This window comes from Aeromonas sp. FDAARGOS 1405, from assembly GCF_019048265.1.
Lineage (GTDB): Bacteria > Pseudomonadota > Gammaproteobacteria > Enterobacterales > Aeromonadaceae > Aeromonas > Aeromonas veronii_A.
Genome location: NZ_CP077311.1, coordinates 1,925,220 through 1,938,060, shown reverse-complemented (window position 1 = coordinate 1,938,060; position 12,841 = coordinate 1,925,220). Strand labels below are relative to the sequence as shown.

Annotated in this window: 14 protein-coding genes; 3 read left to right on the top strand and 11 right to left on the bottom strand. The window is 57.1% G+C overall.

Going from position 1 to position 12,841, the window contains the following annotated elements; genetic code table 11:
• Window positions 1-105: 105 nt before the first annotated feature.
• Window positions 106-1,668, bottom strand: a complete 1,563-nt coding sequence (gene murJ / locus I6L35_RS09170; RefSeq protein ID WP_216980080.1) for a murein biosynthesis integral membrane protein MurJ — start codon at window positions 1,666-1,668, stop codon at window positions 106-108.
• A 191-nt stretch (window positions 1,669-1,859) separates the two neighbouring features.
• Between murJ and rpsT the strand changes: the two genes are divergently transcribed.
• On the top strand, window positions 1,860-2,123 hold the full coding sequence (gene rpsT, locus I6L35_RS09165; protein ID WP_005308808.1) for a 30S ribosomal protein S20: 264 nt from the start codon (window positions 1,860-1,862) through the stop codon (window positions 2,121-2,123).
• Between the two features lie 49 nt (window positions 2,124-2,172).
• On the opposite strand, the gene I6L35_RS09160 is transcribed toward rpsT, so the two are convergent.
• The 8 genes from I6L35_RS09160 to rppH all read right to left on the bottom strand — a co-directional run bounded on the left by I6L35_RS09160 (window position 2,173) and on the right by rppH (window position 9,771).
• A complete protein-coding gene (locus I6L35_RS09160) occupies window positions 2,173-2,475 on the bottom strand; it encodes a metalloregulator ArsR/SmtB family transcription factor (RefSeq protein WP_013724128.1) in 303 nt (100 codons plus the stop codon).
• A 51-nt stretch (window positions 2,476-2,526) separates the two neighbouring features.
• Entirely contained in the window at window positions 2,527-3,459 is a 933-nt protein-coding gene (gene nhaR / locus I6L35_RS09155; protein ID WP_005340434.1) for a transcriptional activator NhaR, read from the bottom strand.
• Window positions 3,446-3,853 (bottom strand): hypothetical protein, encoded by a 408-nt coding sequence (locus I6L35_RS09150; protein WP_005348920.1) that lies wholly within the window; start codon window positions 3,851-3,853, stop codon window positions 3,446-3,448. Before I6L35_RS09150 ends, nhaR begins: the two co-directional genes overlap by 14 nt.
• Window positions 3,850-5,040 (bottom strand): Na+/H+ antiporter NhaA, encoded by a 1,191-nt coding sequence (gene nhaA, locus I6L35_RS09145; protein ID WP_157161451.1) that lies wholly within the window; start codon window positions 5,038-5,040, stop codon window positions 3,850-3,852. The genes I6L35_RS09150 and nhaA overlap by 4 nt, the downstream gene beginning before the upstream one ends.
• 223 nt (window positions 5,041-5,263) lie before the next feature.
• Complete coding sequence (gene thyA / locus I6L35_RS09140; RefSeq protein ID WP_216980079.1) at window positions 5,264-6,058, bottom strand: thymidylate synthase; 795 nt, start codon at window positions 6,056-6,058, stop codon at window positions 5,264-5,266.
• Window positions 6,058-6,882 (bottom strand): prolipoprotein diacylglyceryl transferase, encoded by an 825-nt coding sequence (gene lgt / locus I6L35_RS09135; RefSeq protein WP_031227775.1) that lies wholly within the window; start codon window positions 6,880-6,882, stop codon window positions 6,058-6,060. Before lgt ends, thyA begins: the two co-directional genes overlap by 1 nt.
• Before the next feature lie 67 nt (window positions 6,883-6,949).
• Window positions 6,950-9,229 (bottom strand): phosphoenolpyruvate--protein phosphotransferase, encoded by a 2,280-nt coding sequence (ptsP, locus tag I6L35_RS09130; protein ID WP_216980078.1) that lies wholly within the window; start codon window positions 9,227-9,229, stop codon window positions 6,950-6,952.
• A gap of 14 nt (window positions 9,230-9,243) precedes the next feature.
• Entirely contained in the window at window positions 9,244-9,771 is a 528-nt protein-coding gene (gene rppH / locus I6L35_RS09125; RefSeq protein ID WP_005341374.1) for an RNA pyrophosphohydrolase, read from the bottom strand.
• Window positions 9,772-10,504: 733 nt separating this feature from the next.
• Here rppH and mutH point away from each other — a divergent pair.
• Together mutH and I6L35_RS09115 are read left to right on the top strand one after the other, a co-directional pair.
• Window positions 10,505-11,179 carry a DNA mismatch repair endonuclease MutH gene (gene mutH / locus I6L35_RS09120; protein ID WP_005341375.1) on the top strand — a complete coding sequence of 225 codons (675 nt, stop codon included), beginning with the start codon at window positions 10,505-10,507 and terminating at the stop codon, window positions 11,177-11,179.
• Between the two features lie 80 nt (window positions 11,180-11,259).
• Window positions 11,260-11,583, top strand: coding sequence for an isoamylase early set domain-containing protein (locus tag I6L35_RS09115; protein ID WP_005341376.1), 324 nt, complete (start codon window positions 11,260-11,262; stop codon window positions 11,581-11,583).
• Window positions 11,584-11,691: 108 nt separating this feature from the next.
• Here the strand turns inward: I6L35_RS09115 and rplS are convergent, their stop codons facing one another.
• Together rplS and trmD are read right to left on the bottom strand one after the other, a co-directional pair.
• A complete protein-coding gene (gene rplS / locus I6L35_RS09110; RefSeq protein ID WP_005313505.1) occupies window positions 11,692-12,039 on the bottom strand; it encodes a 50S ribosomal protein L19 in 348 nt (115 codons plus the stop codon).
• Window positions 12,040-12,071: 32 nt separating this feature from the next.
• Window positions 12,072-12,821 (bottom strand): tRNA (guanosine(37)-N1)-methyltransferase TrmD, encoded by a 750-nt coding sequence (gene trmD, locus I6L35_RS09105; RefSeq protein WP_005308699.1) that lies wholly within the window; start codon window positions 12,819-12,821, stop codon window positions 12,072-12,074.
• Between the last annotated feature and the right edge of the window lie 20 nt (window positions 12,822-12,841).

Below are 12,841 nucleotides of genomic sequence, written 5' to 3'. Positions count from 1 at the left end.
CAGCAGGCAGGGTCAGCCCTCATAGCCTGATTTCAACTATCCGGGCCCAATCCCGAACCTCGTGGTCCCATGAGGCACTATCCCCATGGCGCCGCAGGATCACGACTACTGCTGCCCCGATTTAAGATGACGCGGCCGAATGCCCAGCAGTAGCAACACCACCGCGTAGACCCCGGCCCCCAGCGACAGCAGCATGGTCAGCTGCAAACTGGCCTTGCCCATGCTCCATGTGCCCCACTGGGCCAGATCCGGCGACAGGTAGGCGAGCACGCCTCCCATCAGCACGCTGGCGACCAGCAGCTTGAGGCAGAACACGCCGGTATGGCGGGAGGGGCGATAGACGCTCTGCTGGTACAACCCCTTGAACAGCAAGGCCGCATTCAGAGTGCCCGAGCAAGCGGTCGAGAGCGCCAGGCCAACATAACCGAGCGGATAGATGAAGAGGAGGTTGCAGACCATGTTGGCAATCATCGACATCACCCCGATCCGCACCGGCGTCTTGGTGTCCTGACGGGCGTAGTAACCGGGCGCCAGCACCTTGATCAGCATCAGGGAAAGCAGACCGGTAGTGGAGGCCAACAGGCTGGCGCTCGACATGCTCACTTCATGCAGACCAAATTCGCCGCGCATGAACAGCACCCGCAAAATAGGCTCGCGCATCACCGCAATGCCTATCATAGCGGGCAGGCCGAGCAGCATCACCATCCGCACCCCCCAATCCATGGTGCGGGAGAAGTCGGCCGGATCGGCATCCACATGCTTCTTCGCCAGCGCAGGCAGGATCACGGTACTGATGGCCACTGCAAACAGACCGAGGGGGAACTCCAGCAGGCGATCAGAGTAGTAGAGGTAACTGATGGCACCGGTCGCCAGGAAAGAAGCCAGCATGGTGTTGACCAGCAGGTTGATCTGGCTGACCGAGACCCCGAACAGGGCCGGGATCATCAGGGTGCGGATCTTCACCACCCCCGGGTGATTCCATCCCCACTTGGGCCATACCAGCATGTTGATTTGGCGCAAAAAGGGGTACTGGAACAGAAACTGCACCAAACCGCCCAAAAAGACACCAATTGCCAGCGAGATCTCAGGTTTGTCCATCAGTGGCGCAATCCACCAGGCCGCCGCAATCATGGTGATGTTGAGAAACACCGGCGTAAACGACGAGACCGCAAAGCGGCCGAAGGTGTTGAGGATAGCCCCCGCCATGGCGGTAAAGGTGATGAACCATAGGTAAGGGAAGGTGATTTTGAGCATCAGACTGGCGAGCTCGAACTTCTCGGCCGCAGGGCCGCCATGCAGCCAGTCCCAGAACCAGCCCCAGCCAAACAGCGCGGTCAGCACACCAGACCCCAGCACACCGAGCAGGGTGACCACAGTCACTATGCCCCCCAGCGTGCCCGCAACCGCCGCCAGCAATTCACGCACTTCCCTCTCGTCGCCATTTTTCTTGTACTCCGTCATCACGGGAACAAAGGCCTGGTTGAAGGCACCTTCGGCGAACAGGCGACGCAGAAAGTTGGGAATGCGATTGGCAAAGAAGAATACGTCTGCGGCCACCCCGGCACCGAGCAGATTTGCGATGACCACATCGCGAACCAAGCCCATTACGCGGGATGCCAGCGTCATTCCGGACACTATCATGCCGGATTTGATCAATTTCTTACTCAAGACGAGGCCTCTGGAACTGTCAGAATGAAAAGAATGCTGCTAGAATCGGCCGACAGTTTAACCGTCTCCCTACTGACACACCACCGGGAGGCGGTGTTTATTTGCACAAATCATTTGACAATATGTGGTTGGAAGGGCATATTTCCGGGCCTTTTCAATACACTCGCTAAGACAGTTTTAGGAGTTTTACCTTGGCTAACATCAAATCTGCTAAGAAGCGCGCTCTTCAGTCAGAAAAACGCCGTCAGCACAACGCCAGCCGTCGTTCCATGACCCGTACCTACCTGAAGAAAGTCATCGCTGCTATCGCCTCTGGCGACAAAGCTGCTGCGACTGCCGCTTTCGCTGTTGCTCAGCCGATCATGGATCGTATGGCGACCAAAGGCCTGATCCACAAGAACAAAGCTGCTCGTCACAAGAGCCGCCTGTCTGCCCAGATCAAAGCTATGGCTTAATCAGCGTCTGCTGATCAAAGCTGAAAAAACCGGCCTTAGTGCCGGTTTTTTATTTATCTGCGCTGCAATAAAGTCGATGCAGCAAGCTGATCATTTCACGCACTTCATGGCTGCGCAGCGAATAGTAGACCGTCTGGGCCTCTTTGCGCGTCGTCACCAGCTCATCCCGCCGCAGCAGCGCCAGATGCTGTGACAAGGCCGACTGACTCAATCCCAATCGCTCGTTGAGCTCCCCCACCGACAGTTCGCGCTCCAGCAACTGGCACAGAATAAACAGTCGCCGTTCGTTAGCCAGCGCCTTGAGCAAGGCCACTGCTTTACTCGCATTGGCTTCCATCTCTTCAAGTTGCATCACATCTCTCCTCTACCACTCATCGCCGATGATACGTGGTGACGGGCCGTTTTAAAACGACAGGGTGGCCGGCTGGATGGCGGAGAAGTTCTCCTGGCCGGAAAAGAGAAAGGTAAAATCGCTCTCGCAGACCCGCTTCACCGCCGGATGCTGGATCATTCGCTCGGCGAAGATGACGTAATACTCCTCCATCAGATCCTGAGTTTCCCCGATCAGCATCACCCCCTCCCCCTCAAGGATCTCCTCCCGATAGATGGTGGGAGCCATGAAGATGCCCTGATTGAAGAAGCCAAACGCCTTCATCAAGGCGGCATCATCAAACTCGCCAAGAATGCTGGGAGAAACCCCCTGCTGCTCGAACCACTGGGTCAGCTGACGCCCCATGGCAGTACGGCGACCGGGGATCAGTAGCTTGCGCTCTTCCAGACAGGCGGGAAAGGGCTTTTCGGGCAATGGAGCCTTGCAGAAGAAGCTGACGCCACAGCCGCCCAACCGCTTGGAGAGCAGCCCCGCATGCTGGCTGGAGTCCACCGGACAGTCGGAGAGGATCATATCGAGCTTGTGTTCGCTCAGCTGCTCCAGCAGCAGTTCGTGGGTCGATTCAAAACAGCGCAGATGGATGGAACCATCATTGGGGATGACAGAGAGCAGCACGCGGCTGGCAAGGCGCTTGGAGAGGGCATCGGCGATGCCGACGTCGAACAGGATCTGGCTCTCCTTGCGGTAGTTGACGATATCGAGCATCTCGTAGGAGAGGCTGAACATCTTGTCGGCATAGCGAAACACCAGCTGGCCCAGCTCGGTTGCCTCAAGGGAACGCCCCTTGCGTTTGAGCAGCTTGCCCCCGAGGCGCTGCTCCAGCAGCTTGATCTGACCGGTGACGGTTTGCGGGGTCAAAAAAAGGGCTTCCGCTGCCTGGGTAACGGAGCCCTTCTTCTGAGTCATCCAGAAATAGTAGAGATGGTTGTAGTTAAGGTGTGACATCCGATGGGGTTCCCGCTTGACGCGGACTCCGGTAGCAGCTGAGTTCAACCGCCAGAATGTCATACATGTCGCTAACCGAGTCAACCTTGTTCGCGCCAAACTGCTCCATCAGACTGGCCTTGAGGCGTGCCTTGTCCGGCATCCGGTCAGCGCAATAACGCTTGTTGGAGCGCTTGACCATTTCGCCAGCCCGGCTGCTCAGCGCCCGCTCGGAGAAGGTCTCGCCGAAACGAGCCTTAGCCTGCTTGTCCCCCAGCAGCAGGGCGCTGTCTACCACTCCGTTCAGATAGGCAGAGCAGTTCGCCGAAGTGGCGTCCTGCTTGCAATCCTCCAGCCCGCCGGCCCATGCCGCGGGGCTCAACAACAGCATCAACAACCCTGTATGCAGCTTCATAGTCCCTCCGTACTCTGTTCCCCTTCACCCTTGGGAAGGGCCATGCGCAAGGCCAGATAGCCGACTACCGCCGCCATGGTAGAGCCCACCAGGATCCCGAGGCGAGAGTAGCTGCCGTAATCCAGCCCACCGTGCTCGAAGGCGAGCGACGCGATAAACATCGACATGGTGAACCCGATGCCACAGAGGATGCTGACCGCAAAAATCTGCTTGAAGTTGACCCCGGGCGGCAACTGGGCGATGCCCAGCTTGACCGACAGCCAGCTGATGGTGAACACCCCGAGCGGCTTGCCGATAAACAGCCCCAGCATGATCCCCATGGGTACCGGACTCAGCAGGGAGGAGAGACCAATCCCCTCCAGCGATACCCCTGCGTTGGCAAAGGCAAACAACGGCAGGATCAGATAGGCACTCCAGGGGTGCAGTTGATGCTCCAGATACTTGAGCGGCGAGGCGTAACGCTTGCCGTTAAGCGGAACCATAAAGCCCACCACCACACCGGCCAACGTCGCATGGACACCAGACTTGAGCACCGCCACCCAGAGCACCAGACCGACCAGCATGTAGAGGCTGATCCTGTCCTCGCCACGACGGTTCATCCAAAGCAGGGTGAGGGTTGCCAGAATACCGACGGCCAGCGCCTCCAGCGACAACTGCTGGGTATAGAAGAGCGCGATGATAATGATGACGCCGAGGTCATCCATGATAGCCAGCGCCAGCAGGAATACCTTGAGGCTCACCGGCACCCGCTTGCCGAGCAGCGCCATCACCCCGAGGGCAAAGGCGATATCGGTCGCAGCCGGAATTGCCCAGCCAGCACGCGCCACTTCATCCGAATAGTTGAAAAAGGCGTAGATCAAGGCCGGAGCCAGCATGCCGCCAACCGCCGCAATAGCCGGGAAGGTCGCCTGAACCCGGGTCGAGAGCGCCCCTTCCAGCATCTCTCGTTTCACTTCCAGGCCAACCAGCAGGAAGAAGATCGCCATAAAGCCATCGTTGATCCAGAGCAGCAGCGGCTTGTTGATGTCGAGAGCCGCGATGCGCACCTGCACCGGGGTGTCGAGAAACGCCTGATACCCGCCAGCCAGCGCGGTATTGGCTAAAATCATTGCCAGCATGGCAGCCATGATCAGAATAATTCCGGAGGCGGCCTCCAGCTTCAGGAACTTTTTGATTACGTCACTCATGGTTAATTTTTCCACAAAATCACTTGAATTTAAGTCTATAGCCTGCAACAACCAATGGAAAATCGTTTCTTGCTGCCAAAAACCTCGGAAAAATCGAAAGCAAAATAGAACTGGCCTACCTAGAACAGGTTTTTCCTGCGTCATATTCACAACTAAGTTAGCCAATAATGAGATTTTTAAGTGTTTTTATATATAAAAAAAGGCGCCTCATGGCGCCTTTCTGTCAGATGGCGACGGGCGCCTTGATGCCCGGGTGGGGATCATAACCCTCGATCTCGAAATCCTCGAACTTGTAATCGAAGATGGAGTCAGGTTTACGCTTGATCACCAGGGTCGGCAGCGGGCGCGGCTCGCGGGATAGCTGCAGCGCAGTCTGCTCCATGTGGTTGGAGTAGAGATGCACATCACCGCCGGTCCAGACGAAGTCACCCACTTCCAGATCGCACTGCTGGGCCATCATGTGGGTCAGCAGGGCGTAGCTGGCAATGTTGAACGGCAAGCCGAGGAACACATCACAGCTGCGCTGGTAGAGCTGGCAGGAGAGCTTGCCATCCGCCACATAGAACTGGAAGAAGGCGTGGCAAGGGGCCAGCGCCATCTTGTCCAGCTCACCCACGTTCCAGGCGGAGACGATGATGCGGCGCGAATCAGGGTTGTGCTTGATGTCATCCACCGCCTTCTGGATCTGGTCTATGAAAGAGCCGTCGGCCGCAGGCCAGGAGCGCCACTGCGCGCCGTAAACCGGCCCCAGATCGCCATTCTCGTCGGCCCACTCATCCCAGATGCTGACGCCATTTTCCTTCAGATAGGCGGTATTGGTATCGCCATTGAGGAACCAGAGCAGCTCGTGAATGATGGAGCGCAGGTGGCACTTCTTGGTGGTCACCAGCGGGAATCCCTCCGCCAGATTGAAGCGCATCTGATGGCCGAACAGGGAGACAGTACCGGTGCCGGTACGGTCTGACTTGACGGTGCCCTCATCGAGGATTTTCTGCATCAGGTCGAGATAAGCTCGCATTATTTCGCCTCCTTCACGGCATTACCGAACAACTGTGGACGCTTGTAGGCGGCCCAAATCATCAGGGCACCGGCGATAATCATCGGGGTGGAGAGGATCTGGCCCATGCTGATCTCCTGGAAATAGAGACCAAGCTGGCTGTCCGGCTGGCGCACAAACTCCACCAGGAAGCGGAACAGGCCGTAGAACAGCAGGAACATGCCGGAGATGGCGCCGCGCGGTGGGTTCTTGCGCCAGAACAGGTTGAGGATGATGAACAGCACCACCCCTTCCAGTGCGAACTGGTAGAGCTGGGAGGGATGACGCGGCTCGGGGCCGGCCTCCGGGAAGATGATGGCCCAAGGCACATCGGTGACCCGGCCCCACAGCTCGCCGTTGAGGAAGTTGCCGATCCGGCCAACGCCGAGACCGAACGGAATGAGTGGTGCCACAAAGTCGGCCACGGTGAAGAAGTGGCGCTTGGTCTTGTGGGCAAACCAGATCATCGCAGTGATCACCCCGATCAGCCCACCGTGGAACGACATGCCGCCGGTCCAGATCTTGAACAGATAGGTGGGATCCGCAAGGAAGAGATCGAAGTTGTAGAACAGCACGTAACCGACACGGCCACCGAGGATTACCCCGAGGAAACCGTAAAACAGCAGATCCGACACCTCGTTGCGGGTCCAGCCGCTGTTCGGTGCATCGGCGCGACGGCCGGCAAGCCACATGGCAAACGCAAAACCGAACAGGTACATGAGACCATACCAGCGTACCGATAGTGGTCCCAAACTGAATGCTACGGGATCAATCTGCGAGAAAACCCAATATCCATCGTGCTGCATATGCGGCCCCAGTCAAAATAAAAGCCGCATTTTCCGATCATTCGTCAGCAGGGACAAGGCATGATTATCAATCACTCTGTTTCGATTTATGACCGGCTCGTAGCAAACCGCCCAAACCATGTTCCTCCAGATAGCGGGCAAACAGGCCGCGCAGTACGTGGGGGTTGTCATGTTTGAGGCCATCGGCCATCAGTTCGGTCAACTCGCTCAGGGTGGATTGACGCAGCACGTACTTGATCCGGGCGATGTTGTGGGTGTTCATACTGAAGCGGCGATAGCCCATGGCCAGCAGCAGCAATACACCGACCGGATCACCGGCCAGTTCGCCACACACCGACACCGGCTTCTGGTAGCGGTGGGAAGCATCAACCAACTGTTGCAGGGCACGGATCACCGCAGGATGGAAGGCGTCGTAAATGTTGGCAACCCTAGAGTTGTTGCGATCCACTGCCAGCAGGTACTGGGTCAGGTCATTGCTGCCCACCGACCAGAAGTCGACGAGCGGCGCCATCTCCGGCAAGATAAAGAGGGCTGAGGGCACCTCGATCATCACCCCGAGACTGGGGTAGCGGATCACTGCATCGCGGCTCGCCGCCTCTTCCGACACCTCCCGCCACGCCTGATCCAGCAGACGACGGGAGGCTTTGATTTCGCTAACGCTGCTGATCATCGGCAGCATGATGGCCAGATTGTCGAGTCCTTCGCTGGCCCGCAGCATCGCCTTGAGCTGCACCAGAAACAGTTCGGGGTGATCCAGCGTGATCCGGATCCCCCGCCAGCCAAGGAAGGGGTTTTCCTCGACGATGGGGAAATAGGGTAGCGGCTTGTCGCCGCCCACATCCAGCGTCCGCATGCAGACCGGCCGGTTGCGGTAGGTCTCCAGAATGCCGCGATAGCGGGCAGTCTGTTCCCACTCTGAGGGGAAGCTCTCCTGCAGCATGAACGGGATCTCGGTGCGATAGAGGCCCACCCCGTCCGCCAGCTGGTTGAGGGAGATCTCGGTATCGGCACTGAGACCTGCGTTGAGCAGTAGGGAGACCTTGGTGCCATCGGCGGTTTCGGATGGCAGGTTGTCGACGCTGCGCACCAGGGTATCGAGCGCCCGCTCTTCGCTCAGCAGCTGACGATACTCGGTCAGGATCACCTGATTGGGCTCGATGAAGAGATCACCGCTATAGCCATCGACCACCAGCATGCGACCACCAATGTCACCAAGGGGCAGATCGACCCCCATGATGGCGGCAACACCCATGGCACGGGCCAGAATGGCAGCGTGGGAGTTGGTCCCCCCCTTGAGCGAGACCACCCCGGTCAGATACTCGCGGGGCACTTCCGCCAGAATGGTGGCCGTCACCTCGTCGGCGACCAGCACCACAGGCTCACCGATCGAGATATGCTCCGGCTCGTTCTGCACCAGTCGGCTGATCAGCCGCTGGGCGATATCTTTCACATCGGTGGAGCGCTCTTGCAGGTAGGGATCCTTCATCCCCTTGAACTGCTCGATCAAGCGATCGCTGATGAGCTTGACCGCAGATACCGCAGTCCAGTGCTCCTTGCTCACCTTGTTGCGAATGGGCTTGATGTAGCCAGGATCGTTCAGCAGATGGAGGTAGATGTCGAAGATCGCCACCGAATCCTGGCTGTAGCTCTCACGAAAACGCAGCGCCAGACTCTCCAAGTCGTGCCGCACCTCCTCAACCGCCAGCTCCAGCCGCGCCAGCTGGCTGGCATGGTCTTCATCCTTGCGCGGGGTAATGGACGAGAGCGCCTTGCGGGGCCGCCACACCCAGGCCTTGGCCATGGCGATGCCGCTGGCACCGGCAATACCGCGTAACGGCTTGCTCCAGTCGGTCTTCTGCAGCCAACCCTTGGCCTGCGCCTGGGCGATCCGCGCAGCCAGCTGGGCAGCCAGGGTGACCATGAAGGACTCTTCCCCCTCATCGAAGCGGCGGCTCTCCTTCTGCTGCACGACCAGAATGCCGACCACCTGACGCTGATGCATGATGGGGGCACCAAGGAAGGAGCGGAACGCCTCTTCGGCCACATCGGGCAGGAATTTGAAACTGGGATGCGCGGGAGCATCAGCCAGGTTGATCAACTCTTCCCGCTGACCCACCAGACCGACGATGCCCTGCTCGTAGGGCAGAGTGACCTTGCCGACCGCGGACGGGGCTAAGCCGTCGGTAGCCGCCAAGCGATAGCGGCGCACCTCGGGTTCCGAGACATAGACGGAGCAGCAGTCCACTGCCATGGCGTGCCGGGTCTGGCTCACCAATGCTTGCAAGGCCTGCTCGAGGGTATTGGCCTCGGCCATGCTCTCGACGATACGTCTCAGTTCCGTTAACAACTAGTCTGTGCTCCTTAACGGGCGCGGTTGCGCCGCCCATCCTTCTTGTTGACCTGCACTACCGGCACTGGCATCGCCAGCGGGGCAAACTCTTTCATGACCCGGCGGTAAACCTCCCGCTTGAACGAAACGACCTGACGCACCGGGTACCAGAAGCTGACCCAACGCCAGTCGTCAAATTCGGGATGGCCATGACAGCCGAACTGGATCTGCGACTCCTTGCCCGGATTCAGCTGTAACAGGAACCATTTTTGTTTTTGGCCAATACAGACCGGTGAACTGTCCCAGCGGACAAGACGTTTGGGTAAACGGTACTTTAGCCAGTTACGACTGGTGGCCATGATGGTCACATCTTCGGGCTTGAGGCCAATCTCCTCATACAGCTCTCGATACATGGCCTGCTCTGGCGTTTCACCATCATCAACCCCCCCCTGCGGAAACTGCCAGGAGTGCTGCCCATAGCGTTTAGCCCACAACACTTGTCCTTCACGGTTACAGATCACGATACCGACATTGGGACGAAATCCGTCGCCATCAATCACGTGATCACCTTATAAAGGCTGAATCTATAAGGAGATTGTTCCACATTCACCCCGTGGCAGCAAACAAGGAGTGAATCCCCTGTTTCATGAATAACTTTCAATTTCAAACATACTTATAAACAAATCCAAGGATCCGCTCCCCCAAGTTGCCCACCCAGACTGTGCATAAAGCTGTTAGCAAACGGGTATATACAGTACTTTTTAACTGTACGCGAAAAGTGACTCTCCGCATCAACATGCAACATGATATATAAAAAACTATTATTTTACATTGTGTTAGGACATGACAACTGGATCTAGATCCATGTCACTCCACGCGCCAGATCCATGATCCGGATTGTGAACAAGTTCAACTGCTCAAAGATCCACCTCGGCGAAATTATCCACAGGAGTGGCACAATATCTACCCCGTTAACCCTGTAAAAATGGGGTGGCATTCACAATTTTTTGTAACATACCCGCGACTCCACCCACTTTCATCCACTTATCCAAGATTTCTGTGGATAACTGTGTGTAACATCATGCACAAACCCTTGGACAACTATTTCGAGGTCAAACCAGACTTGGAAGAGTGCTCGATAAAATAGACAAAATCCTTTAAAATCATAATGATGAGATGTCATCCCCTAAATTTTCTGCATTTGTTCTTATCCACTCAGGATCGGTTATAAAAACAGCGATCCTTCTCGGGATCCTCCCCTGTTAGAATATGGCGAGCAAGATGGAGCCAACTATGTCAAGCAATCCCCGATCCGAGCAGGAGTTATTGAGCCGCGCCTATGCCATGGCGGGCTTCACGCTGGCGCAGCTGGCCGCCGAGGCTGGCGCCGTGGTGCCCAAAGACCTGCGCCGTGACAAGGGCTGGGTCGGTCAATTGATCGAGCTGCAACTGGGGGCCAGCGCAGGGAGCAAGCCGGAACAGGACTTCCCGGAGCTGGGGATCGAACTCAAGACGATCCCCGTGGATCCTCAAGGCAAACCGCTGGAGACCACCTTCGTCTGCGTCGCCCCGCTGATCGGCGTCAGCGGTCAGCGCTGGGAGGAGTCAAACGTGCGCAACAAGCTGTCACGGGTACTCTGGATCCCGGTGGAAGGCAGTCGGGAGATCCCGGTTGGCGAGCGGCGAGTCGGCATGCCGCTGATGTGGAGCCCGAATGAAGAGGAAGACCGGCTACTGCGTCAGGACTGGGAGGAGCTGATGGACATGATAGTGCTGGGAGAAGTGGAGCAGATCAGCGCACGCCACGGCCAGGTGATGCAACTGCGCCCCAAGGCTGCCAACAACAAGGCGCTGACTCGCGCCATCGGCCGCGATGGTCAACCCATTATGACCTTGCCGCGCGGCTTCTATCTCAAGATCGATTTCACCCACAGCCTGCTGCAACGCTATTTTGCCTTGCCGACTTGATCTGCCTTATCAACATCTTTGTCATATGGTGATATAAAAATAGACAGGAGCCATTTTTAACTCACAGACAAGGAGGCGTCATGCCACTGATCAAACAGTTTTTGAAGTCCAAGCCCGAGGTCAAGGTGACCTTTGCCGTAGAGAAAGAGGCGGCCGCAGGGGCGGAACAGGTGATGCTGATCGGCGAGTTTACCCAGTGGCAACCGGTCGAACTGAAACGCATGAAGAGCGGCGAGTTCAAAACCACCCTCAATCTGCCGACCGACGGCCCGGGGTACTTCGAATATTGTTACCAGCTCATCACACCGGCAGGGGAAACCCTCTACGAGAATGACTGGGCTGCGGACGACTATGTGCCAGGCCCCTTCGGGCGCGACAACTCGGTGGTGCGAGTGATCCAGTAATGGCAGCAAGAGAGCCAATAGACGGATACAAAAAAGGCTCGCCATTGGCGAGCCTTTTCACTACCTGTCGAGCTTTTCGCCGACATACCCACACCAATTCGAATCGAATTAGTTGAGCTTCTCTTTGATACGAGCAGCTTTACCGGACAGGTTGCGCAGGTAGTACAGTTTGGCGCGGCGAACATCACCACGACGCTTCAGTTCTACACTGTGGATCAGCGGAGAGTGAGTCTGGAATACACGCTCAACACCTTCGCCGTTGGAGATCTTGCGAACGGTGAAAGCAGAGTGCAGACCGCGGTTACGCTTGGCAATAACGATGCCTTCGAAAGCCTGCAGACGCTCTTTACCACCTTCTTTAACACGAACTTGAACACGTACAGTGTCGCCCTGGGCAAAAGCCGGGATGTCGGTACGCAGTTGCTCTTGTTCAAGCTGCTGAATAATCTTGCTCATTGTCTTTCCTTACCTAGGATAAACTGAAAACTCTACTTAACGCTGTCACGCACTTCGCGGACATACTCGGCAAGAAGTGATTCTTGCTCGTCAGTCAGAGCTAGGTTGTTAATAAGTTCCGGCCTTCTTTGCCAGGTTCGTCCGAGCGACTGTTTGAGACGCCAGCGTCGAATCACTTCGTGATTGCCGCTTGTCAGCGCCTCGGGCACCGCCAACCCATCCAACACCTCCGGCCGAGTATAGTGGGGATGATCCAGCAAGCCATCCGTAAAGGAGTCCTGCTCGGCACTGGCCTGATCGCCCAAAACCCCCGGGACCAGACGCGAAACCGCATCGATCAGGGTCATGGCAGGCAACTCGCCACCACTTAACACGTAATCCCCGATAGACCACTCTTCGTCGACTTCGGTTTGTATCACGCGTTCATCGATACCTTCGTATCGACCGGCTACCAGAATCAGTTTCTGATTCGTCGCCAACTCGGTAACGCCCGCTTGAGTCAGCTTGCGCCCCTGAGGAGAGAGATAGATGACTTTCGCCCCGTCTCCCGCCGCTTGCTTGGCTGCATGAATCGCGTCACGCAGCGGCTGAACCATCATCAACATGCCGGGCCCACCACCATAAGGACGATCATCGACCGTACGGTGTTTGTCGTGGGTAAAGTCCCGAGGGTTCCAGCACTCAATCTGCAGCAGGCCACTCTTGACGGCCCGACCCGTTACCCCGTGCTCGGTAATGGCTCGGAACATTTCAGGGAAGAGGCTAATCACCCCAATCCACATAAGAAACCTCCGGCACCCGT

Bases quoted from the DNA above. Each gene is read 5' to 3' on its own strand.
- I6L35_RS09150 (WP_005348920.1), bottom strand. From the start codon at position 3,853: ATGAAGCTGCATACAGGGTTGTTGATGCTGTTGTTGAGCCCCGCGGCA.
- I6L35_RS09115 (WP_005341376.1), top strand. From the start codon at position 11,260: ATGCCACTGATCAAACAGTTTTTGAAGTCCAAGCCCGAGGTCAAGGTG.
- I6L35_RS09160 (WP_013724128.1), bottom strand. From the start codon at position 2,475: ATGCAACTTGAAGAGATGGAAGCCAATGCGAGTAAAGCAGTGGCCTTG.
- thyA (WP_216980079.1), bottom strand. From the start codon at position 6,058: ATGCGAGCTTATCTCGACCTGATGCAGAAAATCCTCGATGAGGGCACC.
- nhaR (WP_005340434.1), bottom strand. From the start codon at position 3,459: ATGTCACACCTTAACTACAACCATCTCTACTATTTCTGGATGACTCAG.
- lgt (WP_031227775.1), bottom strand. From the start codon at position 6,882: ATGCAGCACGATGGATATTGGGTTTTCTCGCAGATTGATCCCGTAGCA.
- rplS (WP_005313505.1), bottom strand. From the start codon at position 12,039: ATGAGCAAGATTATTCAGCAGCTTGAACAAGAGCAACTGCGTACCGAC.
- nhaA (WP_157161451.1), bottom strand. From the start codon at position 5,040: ATGAGTGACGTAATCAAAAAGTTCCTGAAGCTGGAGGCCGCCTCCGGA.
- trmD (WP_005308699.1), bottom strand. From the start codon at position 12,821: ATGTGGATTGGGGTGATTAGCCTCTTCCCTGAAATGTTCCGAGCCATT.
- mutH (WP_005341375.1), top strand. From the start codon at position 10,505: ATGTCAAGCAATCCCCGATCCGAGCAGGAGTTATTGAGCCGCGCCTAT.